This window comes from Nocardioides lianchengensis (genome assembly GCF_900101465.1).
Lineage (GTDB): Bacteria > Actinomycetota > Actinomycetes > Propionibacteriales > Nocardioidaceae > Nocardioides > Nocardioides lianchengensis.
Map to the genome: position 1 here is coordinate 90,975 of NZ_FMZM01000011.1, position 20,418 is coordinate 111,392.

Consider the following 20,418-nt stretch of genomic DNA (forward strand, 5'->3'; position numbering starts at 1 on the left):
ATCCCGTCGTCCACCGTCGCCGATCCTGAGCAGATCGGCCGAAAAGACTTCGCCAACTTCCGTGTTTGTTTGCCGGAAAGAGGGGGTACACGAGCCGAGAATGGCGTGTCCCTGTCCTCATCTCGGTCTGCCCCTGGAGCTTCGCCCGTGCCGCTGAACCGGCCTGCCCTGTCGCTGGGCGCTGGCCCCCGTGGCGTGCAGGACGCACGGCGTTGGGTGGTCGAGACGTGCCACGACATCGGGCGGCCCGAGCTCGCCGAGTGCGCGGAGCTGGGCGTCTCGGAGCTGGTCACGAATGCGCTGCTCCACGGCGCCCCGCCGATCCAGGTCCGGGTCCGCGGCACACGTGAGCACCCGCGGGTGGAGGTCCACGACGGCTCCCGCGAGCGGCCGCTGCTGCCGAGCGCCGACGAGGACGACGAGGACGACGACCTGCTGCTCACCTTCGGTCGCGGGCTGAGCATCGTCGCGCGCTGCTCCGACGCCTGGGGCGCGGAGATCGAGGACGACGGCAAGACCGTCTGGTTCGCCCCCGCCCGCTCCTTCGCCGAGGACGACGGCGTCCCGGGCCTCATCACCGGCGACGAGGACCCGCCCGTCGCGGGTCCCGAGGACCCCGTGCAGATCGTCGTGCGCGGCGTACCGCTCGACCTGTACGTCGCCTTCCAGCGCCACTTCCGCGAGCTGCGGCGCGAGGTCCGGCTGCTCGCGCTCGCCCACGAGAGCGACTACCCGCTCGCCAAGGACCTCTCCGACCTGTTCGCCTCGCTGGAGCGTCAGTTGCGCGAGGGCATCGGCCTCGACCAGCTCGAGAGCGCGGTCGCCGCGGGCGAGTCCGAGACCCAGGTCGACCTCGTGACCTCGCGCGAGAGCACCCGCACCATGGAGCGGTTCATCGAGATGCTCGACCTGGCGGACGAGTTCTGCCGCCAGGAGCGGCTGCTGTCGCTGGCCCGCACCGACGAGCAGCGCCGCTTCCAGCAGTGGTACCTCGGTGAGTTCGTCCGCCAGGGCCGCGGCGAGCCGCCCCTCGCCTGGCCGGACGCCGCCGCGACCCCGGGCCAGCAGAGCACCGTCTCTTGAGCGCGGTCGACCCCCGCGCCCTCGGCGCGGTGGCGGTCGGTGGCGCCCTGGGGGCGGTGGCCCGCTGGGGCCTCGGCGAGCTGGTGCCGGACGGCGCCGGCTTCCCGTGGACGACCTTCGCGATCAACGTCACCGGCTCGTTCCTGCTCGCCGTGGTGCTGGGCCTCGCGGCCGTACGACGGCGTCCGGTCCTCCGGGCCGGGCTCGGCCCGGGGGTGCTCGGCGGCTACACGACGCTCTCGGCGGTGAGCGAGCAGTCCCGCGCGCTGCTCGCGGACGGACGCGCGGCGACCGCGCTCGTCTACCTGGTCGCGACCGCAGTGGTCGCCGTCGCGGCGGTCGCCGTCGGCGCCCGGGTCGGGGCCGGCCGGTGACCGGCCTGCTGGTCGCCCTGGGCGCCGCGGTCGGCGCCCCGCTGCGCTACCTGCTGGCGCAGCGGTGGGACGACCGCCACCCGCGCGGCACCCTCGTGGTGAACGTGCTCGGCTCGCTGCTGCTGGGCCTGCTGTCGGCGCGATCACTCTCCGGGCACGCCACCGCGCTGCTGGCCACCGGCTTCTGCGGCGGGTTCACGACGTACTCCGCGTTCGCGGTGCAGGCCCACGGGCTCGGTCCGCGGCACGGGGCGGCGTACGTCGTCGTCACGACCCTGTCGGCCGTCGGCGCGTGCGCGCTGGGGTTCTGGGTCGGCTCCTACGCGTAGCCGAGGTCGTGGAGGCGGGCGTCGTCGATGCCGAAGTGGTGGGCCACCTCGTGCACGACGGTGATCCGGACCTCCTCGACCAGCTCGTCCTCGCTCTCGCAGAAGTCGAGCAACGGGCCGCGGAAGATGAAGATCCGGTCGGGCAGGTTGAGCAGCGTGCTGCTGTCGCGCTCGGTCAGCGCGACCCCGTCGTACAGGCCGAGGAGGTCGTCGGGCTCGCCCTCGGGCGGCTCGTCCTCGACCAGGACCACGACGTTGCGCACCAGCTGGGCCAGCTCGTCGGGGATGCCGTCGAGCGCGGTGTCGACCAGCTCGTCGAAGCGCTCGGGGTCCATCTCGATCGGCACGGACTCAGCATGCCGGACAACGCAAGACGCCCCGGATCATGATGATCCGGGGCGTCCGATGGCGACCCCGACGGGACTCGAACCCGCGGCCTCCGCCGTGACAGGGCGGCGCGCTAACCAACTGCGCTACGGGGCCAGGTTGTCTTCACCAGATCGTGCGCGGCGAAGCGGTGGAACTCTAACCCACAGGCGGCGACGCGTCACAATCGGCGACGACGCGAGCCTGTGTGGCACCCCCAACGGGATTCGAACCCGTGCTACCGCCGTGAAAGGGCGGGGTCGCCGAGGAGCCCGCCCGCTAGACGATGAGCACCCCCAACGGGATTCGAACCCGTGCTACCGCCGTGAAAGGGCGGGGTCCTGGGCCGCTAGACGATGGGGGCCTTGGACTGCCCGCACAGCATAAGGTCGCCGTCGCGGGCGCCCCAAGACGGCGTGATTCGGTGGGTCCGCTCGTCCCCATGTAAGGTGTCGGTCGCTCGGGCAGGTAGCTCAGTTGGTACGAGCGATCGCCTGAAAAGTGATAGGTCGGCGGTTCGACCCCGCCCCTGCCCACGAGCACCACCGAAGGGCCCCGCCGGCAACGGCGGGGCCCTTCGTCGTACGCCTCCGGACACGGAGCGCGGGGATCGTCAAGACCCCGAAGTGACCATCGTGGCCGGGGGTGCCGCCGGACCAGGGTGATCCGGTCGGCCGCTCGCTCGGGGCGGCCCCGAGAAGGGGGACGCCGTGCGTCGCACCACCCTGCTGGTCAGCCTGCTCACCGCCACCGCGCTCGCCGCGTCCGGCCTGGCCGGCGGAGGGACGGCGAGCGCCGACCCGCCGTCGCCTGCGGTGTCGGCCGCGCCGGCCGAGCGGGGCGGGCCGGGGGTCTGGTCGAAGCTGTCGACCGGCACCGTGGGCACCATCCACGAGGCCAGCCTCTACCGCACCGCGGACCGGGTGCTGCACGTGGTCTATCCGCGCAGCGAGCCCGAGAACAAGGCCAGCCTCGGCCACGCCGCCGTCCGACCGAGCGGGACGACGGCGCTGCAGAACTCGATCCTGACCCCCTGGTCGATCGTGGACGCGACGCCGGCGGTGGTCGGCGGACCGGACGGCGGGCTGCGCGTGCTCTTCGGCGGGCAGCGGAGCACCGTGACGGGCGAGCCCTACAACGAGGGCCAGATGTACCACCTGACCGCGCCGGCGGCGGGCACCACCTGGACCCTGCAGACGTCGACGGTCGGGCAGAGCCACAACGCGTACGCGTCGTACGGGACGGCCGCGACGGCGCTGGCCGACGGGACGCCGATCGCGGCCTACCCGCTCAACTCCACGATCACCTGGCACGTCGGGACCGAGAACGGGCCCGACCAGTCCTTCGAGGTCGCGGGCTGCTGCGCCTACGACCTCGCGATGGTCCGCTCGGGCGGCGACGTGTGGCTGGCCTGGTACGGCAACGGCGGGTCGGCCGCGACGAACGGCACCTTCGTCCGCCGGATCCACCCCTCCCTCGGCCCGGTCCTGAAGGCGCCGGGGTCGAGCGTGGGCGCGGACTCCCTCCAGACCGGACGGGTCGCCCTGGCGGCGCGGGCAGGAGGCGGCGTCTACGCGGCGTACTGCTCGGGCTACCCGACCTGCACGTCCGTCCGGCTCTGGAAGGTCGGCGCGGGTGGCGCGGCCGTCGTACCGGGGAGCGGCGGGGCGGGCACGGTCGGCCTCGGCGCGGCTCCGGGCGGTCGGCTGTGGGTGGCCTGGGGCACGGACCCGGGCGTCGTGCGCGCGGTGCGCACCGATCCGACCGCGACCCGGTTCGGCGCCGTCCGGGCCGTCGGCGCCCCAGCCGGTCGCACCCGCGTCTACGCCCTGGGCGTCGACGGCGGGACGGGACGGGGCGACGTGGTCGTCAACCCCGGCGACGGGTTCTGGCACACCCAGGTCCTGGCCGGACTGACCCTGAAGGCGTCGCCGACCACGTGGCGGGCGGGTCGGAAGCGGGCGGTCCGCTTCACGGTGACCGACGCGGGGAACCGGGTCGCGGGCGCGCGGGTCACGATGGCCGGGCGCGCCTGCACCACGGGCACCCAGGGCACCTGCCGGGTCGTCCTCCCGAAGCGCACCCGCCCGGGCCGCAAGGTGGTGCGGGCCACCCGGACCGAGTACGCCCCGGCCACCGTGGTGCTGAAGGTCAAGAAGGCGAAGAAGAAGCGCCGGTAGGTCAGGGCGCCGCGTCGAACGAGAAGGCCGACGCGGCGTCACGGATCAGCGTCGTCGCGACGTCGACGACGCGCGGGACGCCGCGGCCCTCGTGGCGGCGGAGCACGATGCGCCGCATCCCGAGACCCGGCGCGTCGAGGGTCTCCACGCCGGCCTGGGTGATGCCGCGCAGGGCCAGGGACGGGATGATCGCCGCCCCCTCCCCCGCCGCCACGAACGCCAGCGCGGTCTGGGTCTCGGTGTAGACGTGCGCCGTGGGCACGGCGCTCCCGCTCGTACGACGAACCCGGCGCAGGGCCTGGGCCCCGGCCGCGGTGGGCGCCACGCCGAGCCACGGCAGGCCGAGCCGGGCCAGGTCGACCGACTCCGTCGACGTGATCGTCCCGGCCGGGACGACGACCTTCCACGGCTCGTCGAGCAGCGGGACCTCGGTGACCCGGGCCGGTAGGGCGCGGGAGCTCTCCTCGGCGTCGAGCTCGAGGACCACCGCGTCGAGGTCGCCGGACCGCAGCCGTCGTACGAGGTCCTCCTCCTCGTCCTCGACGACCTCGAAGCGCAGCCGCGGGAACCGCTCGCGCCAGCCAGGGAGGGCCGGCAGCAGGATCACCGACAGGAAGCTGTGGAAGCCGCCGATCCGGACCGTGCCGCTCGGGTCGCCGTCGTCCTCGCTCAGCCGGACCCGCGCCGCCTCCAGGCTGCGCTCGATCTCCTCGGCCGTGTCGGCGAGATCGCGGCCGACCTCGGTGAGCACCGTGCCCGTCGAGGTCCGCCGGACCAGCGAGCGGCCGACCTCGCGCTCCAGGCGGGCCAGCTGCTGCGACACCGCCGACGGCGTCACCCGGAGCTCGTCGGCCGCCGCGAGCACGCCGCCGGCCCGGGCGACGGCCAGCAGGAAGCGCAGCCGCCGCGGGTCGATCTCCATGTTCAGTGATGCTAATTCCCATGTGTAGAGAAGTGCATTTGAACTGAACCCAGACCCGGCCTCACCATCGTTCCGGGACGGCCCCGTCGGGGTCAGGAAGAGGCAGGGCGGGACGATGCTGACGGCAGTGCTGGGCTGGGTGGGCACGGCGGGGACCTTCGCCGCCTACCTGCTGCTGTGGAAGGGCCGGCTGACCTCCGGATCGCTCACCTACGCCGCGCTCAACGCGGTCGGTGGCCTGCTCGGAGGCACGGCGAGCGCGCTGTACGGCGCCTGGCCGAGCGCGGCGTCGAACCTCATCTGGGCCGTCATCGGCCTGCAGAGCGTGGCGACCATCCTGCTCCGGCGGTCGCGGGTCGTCACCGCGCTGCCGGTGCCCGACCTCGCGCCCGACGTGCGCCAGCACGACCTGGCCGCCTGACGCCGGCTCAGCCCACCGGCAGCCGGTCCAGCGCCAGGTCGGCGACGCCGGTCAGCGCCGCGACCGGGCCCAGGACCGAGAGCCGCAGCTCCGGGACGAGGAAGGCCCGGTTCGGACCCAGCCGCGCGGCCAGCACCTGGCGCGCCCGGCCGAGGAAGTGCCCGGCGGAGCGGGCCACGCCGCCACCCAGCGTGACGACCTCGGGGTTCGTCAGCAGGACCAGGTCGGCCAGGCCCTCCCCGAGCGCCTCGCCGAGCCCGGCGAAGCCGGCCAGGGCGACCGGGTCGCCACGGTCGGCCGCCGCCTGGACGTCCCGGCCGGTCCACCCGGCCGCGCCAGCGGTACGACGAACGCCCTGGACCAGCGCGGTCCCGGAGGCGTACTGCTCCCAGCAGCCCCGACCGCCGCAGCCGCAGCCCGCCCCGTCGACCTCGTGGACCAGGTGCCCGACCTCCATGGCCAGGCCGGCCACCCCGCGCACGAGGTGCCCGTCGGCCACGAAGGCACCGCCGAGACCGGTGCCGACCATCACCACCAGGTACGACGAGACCGGCGCGGGGAGCGCGAGGTACTCGCCCCAGCCCGCGGCGTTGACGTCGTTCTCGACGACCACGGGCAGCCCGGTCCGGGCCCGGAGCCGGCCGCCGAGGTCGTGCTCGCGCAGCGGCAGGTTCGGCGCCAGCGCCACCGTCGAGCGGTCGGTCTCGACCAGCCCGGCGACCGACAGCCCGATGGAGGCCGGTCGCCGCCCGGCCGCCCGGGCGGCGTCGAGCGCATCGACCACGGCGTCCTCGATCGCGGCCGCGCCGTCCGTCGGCGTCGGCCGCTCGCCGAGCGGGTGCGTCGTACCGGCCGCGACGACGGCGGCCACGGTCTTGGTGCCGCCGATGTCGAGGGCCAGGACGTCGGCGACGTCCTGGCCCTCGACGCGGGTCAGCGGACCACCCGCGTGGGCGTCCGGGCGGCCCGGGTCCGGTCCGTGGCCGACACCTCCGCCCAGTAGCGGCGCTTCGACCGCGACGGGTCGCGGACGACGAACCGGGCGTCGCCGAAGCCGTCGGCCCGGCGGCTGGCCAGCAGCACCCGCCGGCCGCCGCGCTTCTCGTAGAGCCGCACCGTCGCACCCCGGGCCGCGCTCGGCGCCAGGACCCGCAGCACGTCCCGGGCGCCGGCACTGCGCGCCACCAGCCGGGCGGTGATCCGCGAGGGCTGGGGCTCCGGCTGGGGCTCCGGCTGGGGCTCGGGCTCGCCGACCGCGGGCACCCGGAGCAGGGCCGTGGTGCGGTTGCCGGCCAGGTCGGTCGCCCGGGCCTGGAGGACCGAGGCGGTCCCGCGGGGCAGGGCCACGGCCGCCGTGTACGGCAGCCACTCGCCGGCGTCGACGCGGTACTCCGTGGTCGCCACCTCGGACACCTCGTCCTCGGTCACCAGCGCGACCGACCGGGTGCGGTCGTCGAAGTCGAAGGCCAGCGACGGGGCACTGGGGTCGACGCCGATGGTGTGGACCGTCGGCTCGGCGAGGTTGCCGGCCGCATCGATCGAGCGGACCGCGACGGTGTGCAGGCCGTCCTGGTCGACCAGGACCGGGCCGTCGTACGGCGCCCACGGGCCCTCGTCGACGCGGACCTCCGACGCCGGCGCCGGGTCGACGCCGTCCGTCGCGCCGGCCGTCACCGTCACGGGGACGGGCGACCAGACGTCGGCCGGCTGCGGGGACAGCCCGGTCGAGACCACGGGGGCGGTGAGGTCGTCGACCGCGGCGTCGGCCAGCGTGCCCAGCGACGGGCGGAGCAGGACGTGGTCGACGTTGACGTTGCCGGTGTCCTCGCCGACCCAGGCCAGGGTCGCGGTGTTCGACCCCGCCCGCAGCCGGAAGGTGCCGGCCTGGCTGACCGCCCACCGCTTCCACCGGTCGGCGTCCTGGCCCTGGTTGGCGAACTGCACCTTGGCGCCCGGCAGGTCGTTGAGCAGCAGCGTGAGCTGGCGGTCGAGCGGGGCGATGGTCATGCCGTTGCCGAAGCGCACCGACACGTCGTAGTCGATCGCCGCGCCCAGGTTGCCGGTCACGGTGACCGCCGAGCCGACCTTGGTCAGGCCCTTCACGAAGCCCGTGCCGGTGTAGCCGGCGTGCTCGGTGGTGTTGGCGGCGCCGTTGACCTTGACGCCGTTCTCGGTCTCCAGCCGTACGTCGGCCTGCTTCAGCCCGTCCAGCACCGTCCGCAGCGCGGTCAGCGCCGGTCCGCTGCCGGCCAGGCCGGTGGCCTGGGTGGCCGCCTGGCCGACGGCCGTGCGGGCTGCGCCGTCCGCACCGGTGACCGCACTGGTGGCGGCACCCGCCAGGGTGGTCCGCAGGGAGGCGACCGCCTCGGCGTCGACCTCGCCGGACCCCTCCAGCTCACGCAGCGCCCGGAGCGCCGCGAACAGCCCGGTGGCCTCGCCGACGAACGGCTCGGTCAGCCCGCTGATCGCCGTACCGGCCGCCGGGGAGACGCCGGTGCGCGAGGACCGGTCGGCCAGCAGCCGCAGCCCCTGCATGGCGCGCTGGGTGCCGACGAAGTCGCCCCGGGCCTGCCGGTTCTCGGCGCGGGCGAGGTACTTCCGGGCCGCGTCGGCGCGCTCGGGGTCCAGGCCTCCGGCGGCGACCAGCTCCTGCAGCACGGTCCGGTCGGCCGCGTCGACCTCGGGCAGCAGGTCGACGTCGACGCTGTCGGTCACGGTCCCGAGCCCGTCGCCGACCGAGAGCGTGCTGGTGCCCGGGAAGGGCAGCGCGTCGGCGGCGAGCCGCAGGGTGACGGTGCGCTCCTCGCCGGGTCCGACGCGGGTGGCCGCGGTGGCCGAGCCGCCGTCGACGGTGAAGACCGCCTGGCCGACCGTCGAGCCGCTGTTGCGGACCGTGGCGTCGACGACGACCGTGCGGGAGCGGCCGTCCAGGGAGATCTGCGGGTCGCCGACCAGCTCGGCCGCGGGGGCGTCGTACGCCTCGAGGGCGGCCTGCTGCTCGGGCGTCGCCGGGCGGATCCGCATGGCCTGGCCACCACCGGCGACGAGCGCGGCCGTGACCGTGGTCGCGGAGGTCACCAGGGCCTCGTCCTTGTCCATCGGCAGCGGGTTGCCGCGCCAGGTGGTGTCGGCGGTGTCGGAGTAGATCTCCGCGACGTACGTCGTCCCGGGGTCGAGGAAGTCCAGCGGGATGCGGAGGTTCCGGTCGTTCTCGTCGGTGATCGCGCCGACGTACCAGCTGGTGCCGGAACGGCGGGCGGTGACGGTGCTGTCACCGATCACGGCGTCGACCTCGCTCTCGTCCCAGGTGGCCGGCATCCCCTTCAGGTAGTCGAAGGCCTCGGGGAACAGCGCGTAGTTCTCCGGGGTGTCGGCCAGCATCTGCAGCGGGCTGTAGAAGGCCGTGTAGAGCGCGAGCTGGGTCGTGAGGGTGGTCTGCACACGGGTGTTGAGTGCTGCCGGGTCCCAGGTGACGTTGAGGACGCCCGGGGTGTAGTCGGCGGGACCGCCCATGAACCGGGTGAACGGCAGGATCGTCGCCTGCGCCGGCGGGTTGCCGTTGGCACCCATGTAGTTCTGCATCTCCATGCCCGCGACGCCCTCGCCGGACATCATGTTCGGGTAGGTGCGGTTCAGCCCGGTGGGCTTGATCGCCTCGTGCGCGTTGACGGTGATGCCGTGCGCGGCCGCCGCGTCGATGACGCGCTGGTAGTGGCGCACCGCCTCCTGGTCGTAGTGGCTGCGGTTGACGCCGCCGAGGTTGAACTTGGTGGCGTAGCCGGTCTTGATCGCGTGGATGCCCTTGTCCTCGTAGAAGGAGAAGATCCGCTCGAGGTTCTGGTCGTAGTAGTCCACGAAGCCGCGGGTCTCGTTGTGGGCGATGTAGTTCACGCCCTTCGACGCGGCGTACGAGAGGACCTCGTCGAGGTCGAAGTCGGCCTGCGGGGTGGTGAAGTCCTGGCCGGTCCAGTTGTTGCCGGCGTTGGTGTTCCAGCCCTCGGCCAGGACGTGCTTGGCGCCGGCCTCGGCGGCCAGGTCGATGTACTTCTTGACCCGCGCGGTGGTGGCGCCGTGCTTGGGCCCGGAGAACCAGGTGGTGTCGCGGCGCTGCAGCTCCCACCAGACACCCGTGTACGTCGCCGGCTCGATCCAGTCGGTCGTGTCGTCGACGCCGTCGCCGTCGCTGTCGACGTCGCAGATCGCGCAGGCGTCGTTGAGGTTCTCGACCAGGTGCGAGACCGCGAGGTCGCCGGCCTGGCGCCCGACGGTGAGGGTGCGCCACGGGGTGTCGAAGCCGGTCGTGCCGAGCGGGACGACCGCCTTGTCCTTGTCGGCGCCGGGCAGGGCGATCAGCTCGCTGACGAGCTTGCCGGCCACGGCGTCGTCCCGCTTGAGCGTCATGCTCGGGTAGTCGGTGAGGTCGGCCTCGTGCACGGTCACGAACAGGCCGTCGGCCCGCGAGGTCGTGATCGGCGTCTGCGCCGTCGGGACCTGCGGGAGCGGGACGGTCATGTAGTGCTTCTCGTCGGCGTTCCAGTCCGTGCCGGCCGCGAGGTAGTAGGCCGTGAGGTCGGCCGGCAGCGCGAACTCCGAGGCCTCAGCCGAGACCACGAACTGCGCGCCCAGCGCCGCCTGCTGCGGGAAGTGGTAACGGAAGCCCACGCCGTCGTCGAAGACCCGGAAGACGACGTCGAGGAGGGCGCCGGAGGCCTCGTGGCGGGTGTGCACGGTGAGCTCGTTGGCGTGGTTGCGGACCCGCGAGGCCGTGCCCCAGGCCGGCGTCCAGGTCTCGTCGATCTCCCGGCGCTCGACCGACGTCACGGTCAGGCCCGCGCGCAGGTCGAGGGCCGGCTGGCGCAGCGTGAAGCCGAGCCCGGACGGCGCGACCACGGTGGTGGTCCCGTCCCGCACGACCTCGTAGGTGAGCCGCCCGCCGACCACGCCGACGGTCGCGCGCAGCGTCCCGTCGGGCGAGGCGACCGAGTCGCCCGGGAAGGAGCCGTCGGCCGCGGCGACCGGGGCCGCGGCGACGGGTGCCGCCGACGCCGTGCCGGCGCCGAGGCCGGTGAGCGTCAGGACTGAGCAGACGAGTGGGACGACGAGCCGGGTCAGGCGCACTGGGTTCCCCCGCAATAAGTTCGAGACCGAAGTAATCGCCGCCGAGACTAAGGAGCCCTCTGATGTGACGTCAAGCACTTTCGCCGATATCCGTCAGGTGCCGGTCTGCGGGCGCGACGGAACGGCGCCCAGACGGGGCGCGCGGCCAGGTCGCGGGGGAGGGCCCGTCAGCCGCGCAGGTCGGCGGCGCTGGCGCTGCGCAGGGCGAGCCCCACGGCTCCGAGGACCTCGGCCCGCTCGGCGAGCTCGCCGGTGCGCACCTCGACGTCGTCCGCGGCCGAGCGGACCGTCGCCGCGCGGAGCGCCTCGACCAGCGGCCCGGAGATGACCGCACCGGCGGCGGCGAGCTCGCCGCCGAGGACGACGACCTCGGGGTTGAGCACGTTGCAGACGGCCCCGAGGGCGGTGCCGACGGCGGTGCCGCAGTGCGCCAGCGCCTCGACGGCGCGGGCGTCGCCGGCGCGGGCCAGGGCCAGGACGTCGGCGACCGTGCGGACCTCGGGGTGGCCGATCCGGACCCGGCTGACGACCAGGCCGGAGCCGGTGACCGCCTCGAGGCAGCCTCGCCGTCCGCACCGGCAGATCGGGCCTCCCGGCTCGATCCGGATGTGTCCGATCTCGCCCGCCGTACCGCCGAAGCCGGCGAAGGGCCGGCCGTCGACGATCAGGCCGGCGCCGATGCCGGTGGAGAGCTTCACGTAGACCGCGTGGCTGCTGCCCCGCCCCGAGCCCCACATCCACTCGGCGAGGCCGCCGATGTTGGCGTCGTTGTCGACCTGGACCGACTGGCCGAAGGCCTCGCTCAGCGTCTCCGCGGCGGCCAGGTCGACCCAGCCGGGCAGGATCGTGGAGTCGCCGAGGTGGCCGGTCGCGAGGTGCACCGGGCCCGGGATGCCGGCCCCGATGCCGACCACGGCCGAGCGGTCCGTGCCCAGGCACGCGAGCGCCTCGTCGACGAGCGCACGCGCCCTGGCCACCTGCTCGACCGCGGGCAGATCCGGCTCGTGCCCCACCCACTGCTCGGCGAGGATCTCGTGCGCGAGGTCGGAGACCGCGACGGTGAGGTGGCGCTTGCCGAAGTCGAGCCCGACCGCCAGCCCCGCCGAGCGGTGCAGCGCCAGCCGGGTGCCGGGACGCCCCGGACCGTGGACCGCAGCCCGCTCACCCTCGGTCACCAGGCCCTCCGCCTGCAGACCGGCGACCAGCCCGGTCACCGTCGAGGGAGCCAGCCCGGCGCTGCGGGAGAGCTCGGCACGGGACAGCGGACCGAGGTGGAGCAGCGTGTTCACCACGCGCGCCCGACCGTCGGTCCGGACCTGCACCCCCCTGATCATGCGACGGAACCCTAGATGACGAAGTCCCAGGGGTCGTGCAAGCGAGCGGTGCTCAGCGCGTGCGGTGGCAAGGCGGAGGAGGGAGACATGACGGAGTCATGGCGACCGACGACATCGCCGCCAGCGTGCGTGATGAGCACCGCGGAGCGTGCGAGCCCTGGGACTCAGTCATCTACTGGTCCGGGAGGCGGCGTCGGCGGGTCCCGGACCGGACCAGTCGCCGCCGGCCGCCGCGCCCGTCCCGATCGCTCCCGCTCTGGGTACCGTCGGGGCTCAGTCCCCGTCGTACTCCCCCGGAGGTCCCGTGCCCGAGCTCCGCCCACCCCGCGCCCTCACCGGACCGGTGCAGCGCGGCCGCGACCGCGTCGTGGGGCTGTGGCAGCACCGCTACCCGACCGTCGCGGTCACCGGCATGACCGGCGTGGGCAAGACCGAGCTGGTCGACCACCTCTGCGGACGGCCGGACACGGGCGCGACGGCGGAGTCGGGATCGGCGGTGATGGAGCGGCGGGTGCGCCGCGACCGGCGGCTGCGCGGCTTCCGCTTCCGGGTGGTGCCGGGCGAGAACGCCGCCACCCGGCTCGGCGCCCTCGACGAGGTCTTCCACGACGACCCGGTCGACGGGGTGCTGCACCTGGTCGCCAACGGCCTCGCGACCGGGCGCCGGCCGGCCGGCACGACCGGCACCGCCGTCGTCGACCGCGAGGAGCAGCTCGCGCGCGAGCTGGAGGACTGGACGGTCACCGCGCACCGCATCGCCTCGATGGCGGTACGACGCCCGCGGCCGACCTGGCTGGTCATCGTGGTGACCAAGGCCGACCTCTACGCCGACTCGGTCGACGAGGTGGTCCGCTCCTACTCACCGGGCAGCGGGACGCCGTTCGGCGACCGCGTGGACGAGCTGCGGGCGCTGACCGGTGCCGCGAAGCTGTCCATCGACGTGCTGCCCGCGTGCAGCCACCTCGAGGAGCAGAGCGCGGTCGACGCGGCGACGCGCGACGCCTACCTGGCCCGGCTCGAGGCCCGGATGGCCCAGCTGTCCGGGCACGTCTGAGCGGCCCGCCCTCGTGCCCGAGCTCCCCGAGGTCGAGACCGCGCGGGCGGCGATCGAGCGCTCCGCGCTGGGCCGACGGATCGCCGACGTCGACGACACCGACACCTTCGTCTGCCGGCCACACTCCGCCGGCGAGATCCGCTCCGCGCTGGTCGGGCTCACCCTGACCGAGGCCCACCGGCGCGGCAAGACCCTGTGGTGCACGACCGACGGCGACGCGGTGCTGGGGCTGCACCTGGGCATGTCGGGGCGGATCGTGGTCGACCCGCCCGCAGCCTCGGGCGGATCGACCGACGAGGGCGGCGACTACTGGGGCGACGCCCCCGCGCGGCCGGGGGCGGCCGCGTGGTTCCGGTTCACGCTCCTCTTCGAGGACGGCGGCGCGCTGCGGCTGCACGACAAGCGCCGGCTCGGCCGGGTGCGGCTCGACCCCGACCTGGACGCGCTCGGCCCGGACGCGGCGGAGATCGACCGCGACACGTTCCGCTCGCGGGTCGGCCGAGGACGTACGCCGGTCAAGGCCCGGCTGCTCGACCAGTCCGTGCTCGCCGGGGTCGGCAACCTGCTGGCCGACGAGACGCTCTGGCGGGCGCGACTCGACCCCCGCCGTACCGTCGACACGCTCGACGCCGACGACCTCGACCTGCTCCGTCGCGAGCTGCGCGCCGCCACCCGCCGGGCGATCCGGCAGGGCGGCGTGCACACCGGCGAGGTCATCGAGCACCGTCGGGCCGGCGGCCACTGCCCGCGCTGCGGCGCCGAGATGATGCGCGGCACCGTCGGCGGCCGCACCACCTGGTGGTGCTCGGTCGAGCAGGTCTGAGGGGGCCCGGGGGAGTTTTATCGGCTAGCCGATGAAACTCACGCCGGGACGATGAACCTTCGTCGTCCCGGAAGGAGCTTCGTCGGCCAGCCGATGAAACTCACCGGCCCGCGTCAGGAGTGCGCGAGCCGCCGGTTGATCGCGCGGGTCAGCCAGGCGGGCGAGAACCGGGAGCCGAGCAGCATCGCTCCCGCCTGGCGGCCGACCGGCACGTGGACGCGGCGGGTGAGCCGGTGCAGGCGGGGCGGGTCGACGGCGGCCAGCACCGCGGCGGCGACGTCCTCGGCCGCGAGGTGGATCCCGAGCGAGTCCGTCGTACCGGTGCGGACGCCGTCGAGCATGCCGGTGCGGACGAAGAGCGGCCAGAGGTCGGTCACCCGGATCCCGTGCCGGCGCCACTCGAGCTCGAGCGCCTCGGTGAGGCCGCGGACGTAGAACTTGGTGGCGCTGTAGTTGGCCAGCTCGGCCTGGCCGTAGATCGCCGAGGCCGAGGCCAGGTTGACCACGAGGGCCGAGCCGTGGGCCGCCGCGGTGGCCCGCAGGTGCGGGAACGCGGCGTGCATCCCGTGCAGGACGCCGGTGACGTTGACCGCGACCTCCTGGCGCAGGGCGCCGAGGTCCTGCTCCGCGAACGGGCCCGAGCGGAGCAGGCCGGCGTTGTTGACGAGTACGTCGAGGCGGCCGTGCTCGGCCACCAGGTCGGCCAGCGCGGTGGCGAAGGCGTCGGGGTCGGTGACGTCCAGCGTGCCGGTGCGGACGGTGGCGGGCAGCGAGGCGAGCCCGGCGCCGTCGACGTCGTACGCCGTCACCGCCCAGCCGCGCTCGGCGAAGGCCAGGGCGGTGGCGCGGCCGATGCCGGCGGCGGCCCCGGTGATCGCGACGGTGCGGGTGCTCATGCGGGGAGCACTACCCGGCGGGCGCCTCGACCATGTGGCTCGGCCACCACGCGGGGAGCAGGGCGGCGTACGCCTCCAGCAGCTGGTCGAGGCTCAGCCCGCCGTCGAGCCAGCCCTCGATCACGCCGACGGTCCCGTCGGCGATGAAGCGGACGGCGAGGTCCGCCACGACCTCGTCGGGTACGGCGGGCACCGTGACGTCGACCCGCAGGCGCGCGAGCTCCAACAACCGGCGACTCGTCCCACGGAAGTGCTCGCTGAGCATCGCGTGCAGGCTGCCGCTGCCGCTGCCGGCCCCGAGTCCGCGGCGGTAGATCACGGCGTGCCGCTGGACGTGGCGCAGCACGTCGACGGTCACCTCGCGCACGGCCCGCGGGACGTCGGCCGTGTCGTCGGACAGCAGCCCGGCCCGCAGCAGGTCGAGCTCGGCCACCAGGGCCGCCCGGAGCAGGTCGGCCGGGGAGGTCGCGTGCTCGTAGAACGTCGAGCGGTGCACGCCGGCCTCGGTCGCGACCGCGGTCACGCTCAGGTCGGCCACCGGCCGCTCGGCAGCCAGTCGCAGCACCGCCGCGTGCAGTCGCTCCTGCGATCGGCGCTGTCGTGCGTCCACCGGATCTCCTCCGCGTCGGAATGAACAAGGAGAACTGTAGGTTGTCCTAGTATCCGACATTTGTCGGTTATCTCAATGAGGAGGAACATCATGGCCACCTACGACGTCGCCGGACGCTCGGCGATCGTGACCGGCGCCGGGTCCGGCATCGGTCGGGCCGTCGCCACCCTGCTGGCGGAGAACGGAGCGGCCGTCCTGGTCGCCGACCTGGACGAGGCCGCCGCCGAGCTCGTCGCGAAGGAGATCACCGCCGACGGCGGCACCGCGAAGCCGTTCGTCGGGAACGTCGCCGACGTCGACGTCCAGGCCGCGATGGTCGCGGCCGCCGAGGAGCTCGCGCCGCTGCGGATCGCCGTGAACAACGCCGGCATCGGCGGCGCCAACGCCCCCGTCGCGGAGTACCCCGTCGACAGCTGGCAGAAGGTCGTCGAGGTCAACCTCAACGCCGTCTTCTACGGCGTTCGCGCGCAGGTCCCCGCGATCGCCGCGAACGGCGGCGGCGCCATCGTCAACATGGCCTCGGTCCTGGGCTCGGTGGGCATCGCTGGCTCCTCGGCGTACGTCACTGCCAAGCACGGCCTGATCGGCCTCACCAAGAACGCCGCGCTGGAGCACAGCCGCGAGGGCGTCCGCGTCACCGCCGTCGGCCCCGGCTTCATCGCCACCCCGCTGCTCGAGGCCAACCTCGACGCCGCCACCCAGCAGGCGCTCGCCGACAAGCACGCCACCGGCCGGCTCGGCACGCCCGAGGAGGTCGCCGCGCTGGTCGCCTTCCTGGTCTCGGACGCCGCCACCTTCGTCACGGGCAGCTACCACCTGGTCGACGGCGGCTACGCCGCTCAGTGAGGCTCACCCGCTGCCTCGGTAGGCTGGGCCGGTGAGTCAAGCGGCGAGGCAGCGGGGTCGGGTCTTCTCCTACGAGCGGTTCGAGCTGACCGCCGACGGGGTGCTGACCTGCACCTACTCGCTCGACGACGAGACCTTCACGGAGGTCTTCGCCTTCGAGGCCGGGGACGACGCCGACTTCACCTCGCCGGCGGTGCTCGGCGCCGCCCGGGTGCTGTTCCTGCTGGCCGGCATCTCCTACTACAAGACCGGCGCCCCGCCGCTGCTCGTCGGTCCCGCCGACGGGCTGAGCCCGCGCGAGGCCGACTTCCTGCGCGACGTGCACCTGCACGGGCTGGCCGAGTTCTCCTACCGCAGCGGTGTCGACATCAGCGACCTGCGGATCGAGGCCGGGCCGCGGACGCCCGCCCCGGCCGCGGCCGTCGTACGACGGGGACCGCTGGTGCCCTTCGGCGGTGGCATCGACTCGATCGTCGTGGTCGACGGCACCACCGCCGGCCGCGACGGGGCGGCCCTCTTCGTGGCCAACACCTCCGACGTGCCGTTCGAGCCGATCGAGGACAGCGCCGCGATCACCGGGCTGCCGGTCCGCCGGGTCCGACGGCACCTCGACCCGAAGGTGCTGGAGTCGAAGGCTCGCGGCTACCTCAACGGGCACGTGCCGGTCACCGGCGTGATCTCGGCCGCGGCCGTGGTGAGCGCGGTCGCGCACGGCCACGACCGGGTGGTCATGTCCAACGAGCACTCCGCCAGCGAGCCGACCGGCCTGGTCGCCAACGGCGTCCCGGTCAACCACCAGTGGAGCAAGGGCCTCGACTTCGAGCGGGCCTTCCGCGCGGTGCTCGCCGAGAACGTCACCGGCGTCGACTACTACTCCGCGCTGCGGCCCTTCAGCGAGCTCTGGGTGGCCGAGCGGTTCGCCGAGCTGACCGACTACCACCTGGCCTTCCGCAGCTGCAACAAGGCGTTCTTCGTCGACGCCGGCAGCCGGCACCCCACCTGGTGCGGCCGCTGCGACAAGTGCTGCTTCATCGACCTGATCCTCAGCCCGTACGTCGCCCCGGCCGAGCTCGACGCGATCTTCCGGGGCCACGAGCCGCTGCGCGACGAGTCCCTCGCCCCGGTCTTCGAGTCGCTGCTCGGCCAGCCGGGCTCCGACAAGCCGCTGGAGTGCGTGGGCGACGAGGGCGAGTGCCGGACCGCGGTGACGCTGGCCGTCGCCCGCCCGGACCGCGCCGACACCCCGCTGCTCGCGGCCCTGGCCGCCCACGTCGCCACCCTCGAGCAGGCCGGCAAGCCGGTGCCGTCCGAGCAGGCCCTGCTGCACCGGCAGGGCGAGCACTTCCTGCCGGCGGACGACGGACGGTGATCGGGGCGGGGACCGGGTGGCGCGGCCTGGCCGGCCTGCGGGTCGGCGTCTGGGGCGTCGGCGTCGAGGGGTCGGCGAGCCTGCGCCGACTGGCGGCGGACGGGGTGACGCCATACGCCGTGGTCGACCGGGTCGCGGGCGACGGGGTCCTGGCGCTCGACGCGGGCGGCCTGGACCGGCTCCTCGAGTGCGACGTGGTCGTGAAGAGCCCCGGCATCAGCCCGTACGACGAGCCCGCCCGCACCCTCACGGCGGCCGGCGTCCGACTGGCCGGCGGCCTCGGCCTGTGGCTGGAGGACGCCCCCCGCGACCGGGTCGCCTGCCTGACCGGCACCAAGGGCAAGAGCACCGCGACCGCGATCGCCGGGGCGCTGGCGACCGGCCTCGGCAGCCGGGCGTTCGTCGGCGGCAACATCGGCCGCGCGCCGTGGGAGCCGGGCGTGGAAGAGGCCGACGTCTACCTGGTCGAGACGTCGAGCTACCAGGCCCACGACGTCACCACCGGGCCGCGGGTCGTCGCGGTGACCTCGCTGAGCCAGGATCACCTGGTCTGGCACCACGGGTACGACGGCTACGTCCGCGACAAGCTCTCGCTCTGCACGCGCCCCGGCGTCGAGACCGTCGTCGCACCCGCGGCCGACGCCGAGCTGGAGCGGTACGCCGACCTGCTCGGCCCGCACGTGCTCCGCGTCGCCGAGGCGCCGGCGCCCTGGGCCGACGGACTCGGCCTGATCGGGCGGCACAACCTCCGCAACGCGCTCCTCGCGCAGGCGGTGCTCGCCGCCCTCGGCGTGCCGGGTGCCGAGGACGAGGGCGCGCTCGCGGCGGCCGCGGCGTCGTACACGCCTCTGCCGAGCCGGCTCACCCGCGTCGGCGCGGTCGGCGACGTCGAGTTCGTGGACGACTCGCTGTCGACCAACACGCTGCCGACCCTCGCCGCGGTCGCGTCGTTCCCCGGGCGCCGGGTGGCGCTGCTGGTGGGCGGGCAGGACCGCGGCATCGACTACGCGCCGCTCGCGGCCGGGCTGGCCGACGTACCCGACCTGCTGGTGCTGACGCTGCCGGACAACGGGCCGCGGATCGCCAGCACGATCCGCGCGGTCGCGCCGGGGGTGCCGGTCGAGGAGTGCCCCGACCTGGCCTCCGCCGTACGACGGGGGCACGCGTTCGCCGCGCCCGACGGCGTCGTGCTGCTCTCCCCCGCCGCCCCGAGCTTCGGGGTGTTCCGCGACTACGCCGAGCGGGCCGAGGTGTTCACCGCCGCGATGCGGGCGCTTCCCCATGGATGAGCAGAGCCTCCGCCCCTTCCCGTACGACGGCGCCGCGGTCCGCGCGGTCGTCACGACCCGGGACGGCGGGGTGAGCGCGGGTGTCTACGGCACCCTCAACCTCGGCGACCACGTCGGCGACGACCCGGCGGCGGTGCTGCGCAACCGGGACCTGGTGGCGGCCGCGCTCGGCGTCCCCGCGCTGACCGTGGCCGACCAGCAGCACGGCGCCCGCGTCGCGGTGGTGACCCCGGCGCTCGCGGGCCTCGGGCACGCGGGCGTGGAGGCGTCCCGCGAGCACTTCCCGGCCACCGACGCGCTGGTCACCGACGTGGCGGGTGCGGCCCTGGCGATCCTGGTCGCCGACTGCGCCCCCGTCCTGCTCTGGGACCCGATACGACGCGCCGTCGGGGCCGCCCACGCGGGCCGGCCCGGCGTGGTCCGCGGCGTGCTGGCGGCGACCGTCGCCCGGATGGTCGACGCGTTCGGCACCGACCCCGCCGACCTGGTCGCCGGCGTCGGGCCGTGCGTCGGCTACGACAGCTACGAGGTCGGCGACGCCGAGGCCGACGCGCTCGACGCGGTGCTGCCCGGGTTCACGAGGGCCAGCCGGCCGGGCCACCGATTCCTCGACGTCGGCGGCGCGGTCGAGCGGCAGCTGCGCGACGCCGGAGTCGGGGTCGTGCACCGGATGGGCGTCGACACCCGCACCAGCACCGACACCTTCTTCTCCGACCGCGCCGCTCGTCCGTGCGGGCGGTTCATGGCCGTCACGGTCGTGCGATGACCTTCCTGGGCTGCGGCTACCGGGTCGTCGTCCCGGTGCCGGGGGCCGCCGGGTACGCCGAGGAGCAGGCGCGGCAGGTGCTGGACCGCTTCGGGATCCCCTGGTCGCCCTGGCCCGCGCTGCCCGGCGGGCCGGTCGAGGTCACCGGCGGGGCGTCGTACGACGCGGGACGGCGGGCGTTCGGCCCGACGGTCGTCGACGTGACGCCGCTGGACCCGGCTCCCGCGTCCGGTCCGCTGCGGGCCGTCGACCTGCCCTGGTGGTGGTCCTCCGACGGCCCGCTCGCCGGCCTGCCCGACATCTCCGCACTGGAGGCGACCGTCGCGGAACGGCACCTCGGGCCCGGCACCGTCGGTCTCTGGTGGAACCACCGCGACGAGCTCTGCACCTCCACCGCCGGCCCGCTCCTGCTCCGCCTCGCCGACGGCTGGGTGCACCCGGACGACGCCGCGGGCGCCGTACCGTCCTGGGCCTGGGCGCAGGAGGCCGCCGCCCGCGCCGCCCGACCGGTCCGCGTCGACCGCGCCCTCCTGGCCGCAGCGGCCGAGGTCCTCGCCGTCTCCCCCCGCGGCGAGTCAGCAGAAGTGGTGGGCCGAGTCAGCACCAGTAGTGCTGACTCGGCCCGCAACAAGGGCTGA

19 protein-coding genes and 3 tRNA genes are annotated in these 20,418 nt (G+C 74.6%); 13 read left to right on the plus strand and 9 right to left on the minus strand.

Translation table 11 applies throughout. The features are described from left to right. The first annotated feature begins 216 nt into the window (after nt 1-216). Genes BLT76_RS19085 through BLT76_RS19095 form a run of 3 tightly spaced genes read left to right on the plus strand, consistent with a single transcriptional unit; the run spans nt 217 to nt 1,786 of the window. Nucleotides 217-1,083, plus strand: coding sequence for an ATP-binding protein (locus BLT76_RS19085; protein WP_244509489.1), 867 nt, complete (start codon nt 217-219; stop codon nt 1,081-1,083). After that, nucleotides 1,080-1,457 (plus strand): fluoride efflux transporter FluC, encoded by a 378-nt coding sequence (locus BLT76_RS19090; RefSeq protein WP_090859777.1) that lies wholly within the window; start codon nt 1,080-1,082, stop codon nt 1,455-1,457. The genes BLT76_RS19085 and BLT76_RS19090 overlap by 4 nt, the downstream gene beginning before the upstream one ends. Further along, complete coding sequence (locus BLT76_RS19095; protein WP_090859781.1) at nt 1,454-1,786, plus strand: fluoride efflux transporter FluC; 333 nt, start codon at nt 1,454-1,456, stop codon at nt 1,784-1,786. Before BLT76_RS19090 ends, BLT76_RS19095 begins: the two co-directional genes overlap by 4 nt. Here the strand turns inward: BLT76_RS19095 and BLT76_RS19100 are convergent. The 3 genes from BLT76_RS19100 to BLT76_RS19115 all read right to left on the minus strand — a co-directional run bounded on the left by BLT76_RS19100 (nt 1,777) and on the right by BLT76_RS19115 (nt 2,516). Further along, nucleotides 1,777-2,133, minus strand: a complete 357-nt coding sequence (locus BLT76_RS19100) for a metallopeptidase family protein (RefSeq protein WP_090859783.1) — start codon at nt 2,131-2,133, stop codon at nt 1,777-1,779. The two genes, BLT76_RS19095 and BLT76_RS19100, sit on opposite strands and share 10 nt — an antisense overlap. A 59-nt stretch (nt 2,134-2,192) precedes the next feature. Further along, nucleotides 2,193-2,269 (minus strand) — tRNA-Asp (locus BLT76_RS19105). Between the two features lie 174 nt (nt 2,270-2,443). Further along, a tRNA-Glu gene (locus BLT76_RS19115) sits at nt 2,444-2,516 on the minus strand. A 98-nt stretch (nt 2,517-2,614) separates the two neighbouring features. Here BLT76_RS19115 and BLT76_RS19120 point away from each other — a divergent pair. After that, nucleotides 2,615-2,688 (plus strand) — tRNA-Phe (locus tag BLT76_RS19120). Nucleotides 2,689-2,862: 174 nt separating this feature from the next. Further along, a complete protein-coding gene (locus BLT76_RS19125) occupies nt 2,863-4,332 on the plus strand; it encodes a hypothetical protein (RefSeq protein ID WP_090859785.1) in 1,470 nt (489 codons plus the stop codon). Between the two features lies 1 nt (nt 4,333). Here the strand turns inward: BLT76_RS19125 and BLT76_RS19130 are convergent, their stop codons facing one another. After that, nucleotides 4,334-5,254 (minus strand): LysR family transcriptional regulator, encoded by a 921-nt coding sequence (locus tag BLT76_RS19130; RefSeq protein ID WP_090859787.1) that lies wholly within the window; start codon nt 5,252-5,254, stop codon nt 4,334-4,336. Between the two features lie 115 nt (nt 5,255-5,369). Between BLT76_RS19130 and BLT76_RS19135 the strand changes: the two genes are divergently transcribed. Beyond that, nucleotides 5,370-5,675, plus strand: coding sequence for a CBU_0592 family membrane protein (locus BLT76_RS19135; protein WP_139175691.1), 306 nt, complete (start codon nt 5,370-5,372; stop codon nt 5,673-5,675). A 7-nt stretch (nt 5,676-5,682) separates the two neighbouring features. Here BLT76_RS19135 and BLT76_RS25850 read toward each other — a convergent pair whose 3' ends face one another. From BLT76_RS25850 to BLT76_RS19150, 3 genes are all read right to left on the minus strand, one after another. Beyond that, nucleotides 5,683-6,675: an ROK family protein gene (locus BLT76_RS25850; RefSeq protein ID WP_280139655.1), complete on the minus strand. Its 993-nt coding sequence runs from the start codon at nt 6,673-6,675 to the stop codon at nt 5,683-5,685. Continuing rightward, nucleotides 6,609-10,793, minus strand: a complete 4,185-nt coding sequence (locus BLT76_RS19145; protein ID WP_139175693.1) for a glycoside hydrolase family 97 N-terminal domain-containing protein — start codon at nt 10,791-10,793, stop codon at nt 6,609-6,611. The genes BLT76_RS25850 and BLT76_RS19145 overlap by 67 nt, the downstream gene beginning before the upstream one ends. A 167-nt stretch (nt 10,794-10,960) precedes the next feature. Continuing rightward, entirely contained in the window at nt 10,961-12,127 is a 1,167-nt protein-coding gene (locus BLT76_RS19150) for an ROK family transcriptional regulator (RefSeq protein ID WP_090859794.1), read from the minus strand. 304 nt (nt 12,128-12,431) lie between these two features. Here BLT76_RS19150 and BLT76_RS19155 point away from each other — a divergent pair, with 304 nt between their 5' ends. Both BLT76_RS19155 and BLT76_RS19160 read left to right on the plus strand, forming a co-directional pair. Beyond that, on the plus strand, nt 12,432-13,181 hold the full coding sequence (locus BLT76_RS19155) for a hypothetical protein (protein WP_090859796.1): 750 nt from the start codon (nt 12,432-12,434) through the stop codon (nt 13,179-13,181). A gap of 13 nt (nt 13,182-13,194) precedes the next feature. Then, a complete protein-coding gene (locus tag BLT76_RS19160; protein ID WP_090859798.1) occupies nt 13,195-14,004 on the plus strand; it encodes an Fpg/Nei family DNA glycosylase in 810 nt (269 codons plus the stop codon). Between the two features lie 113 nt (nt 14,005-14,117). Here the strand turns inward: BLT76_RS19160 and BLT76_RS19165 are convergent, their stop codons facing one another. Together BLT76_RS19165 and BLT76_RS19170 are read right to left on the minus strand one after the other, a co-directional pair. Beyond that, nucleotides 14,118-14,900, minus strand: coding sequence for an SDR family oxidoreductase (locus tag BLT76_RS19165; RefSeq protein WP_090859800.1), 783 nt, complete (start codon nt 14,898-14,900; stop codon nt 14,118-14,120). Nucleotides 14,901-14,910: 10 nt separating this feature from the next. Continuing rightward, on the minus strand, nt 14,911-15,510 hold the full coding sequence (locus BLT76_RS19170) for a TetR/AcrR family transcriptional regulator (protein ID WP_170867154.1): 600 nt from the start codon (nt 15,508-15,510) through the stop codon (nt 14,911-14,913). Between the two features lie 90 nt (nt 15,511-15,600). Here BLT76_RS19170 and BLT76_RS19175 point away from each other — a divergent pair, with 90 nt between their 5' ends. From BLT76_RS19175 to BLT76_RS19195, 5 genes are read left to right on the plus strand one after another with little or no spacing between them, the layout of a single operon-like run. Continuing rightward, nucleotides 15,601-16,356, plus strand: a complete 756-nt coding sequence (locus tag BLT76_RS19175) for an SDR family NAD(P)-dependent oxidoreductase (protein WP_090859805.1) — start codon at nt 15,601-15,603, stop codon at nt 16,354-16,356. A 31-nt stretch (nt 16,357-16,387) separates the two neighbouring features. Continuing rightward, on the plus strand, nt 16,388-17,725 hold the full coding sequence (locus BLT76_RS25855) for a MurL-like N-terminal domain-containing (protein WP_090859807.1): 1,338 nt from the start codon (nt 16,388-16,390) through the stop codon (nt 17,723-17,725). After that, nucleotides 17,722-19,014 (plus strand): UDP-N-acetylmuramoyl-L-alanine--D-glutamate ligase, encoded by a 1,293-nt coding sequence (murD, locus tag BLT76_RS19185; RefSeq protein WP_090859809.1) that lies wholly within the window; start codon nt 17,722-17,724, stop codon nt 19,012-19,014. Before BLT76_RS25855 ends, murD begins: the two co-directional genes overlap by 4 nt. Continuing rightward, on the plus strand, nt 19,007-19,780 hold the full coding sequence (locus BLT76_RS19190; protein ID WP_090859811.1) for a purine nucleoside phosphorylase YfiH/LACC1 family protein: 774 nt from the start codon (nt 19,007-19,009) through the stop codon (nt 19,778-19,780). Before murD ends, BLT76_RS19190 begins: the two co-directional genes overlap by 8 nt. Then, complete coding sequence (locus BLT76_RS19195) at nt 19,777-20,418, plus strand: hypothetical protein (RefSeq protein WP_090859813.1); 642 nt, start codon at nt 19,777-19,779, stop codon at nt 20,416-20,418. Before BLT76_RS19190 ends, BLT76_RS19195 begins: the two co-directional genes overlap by 4 nt.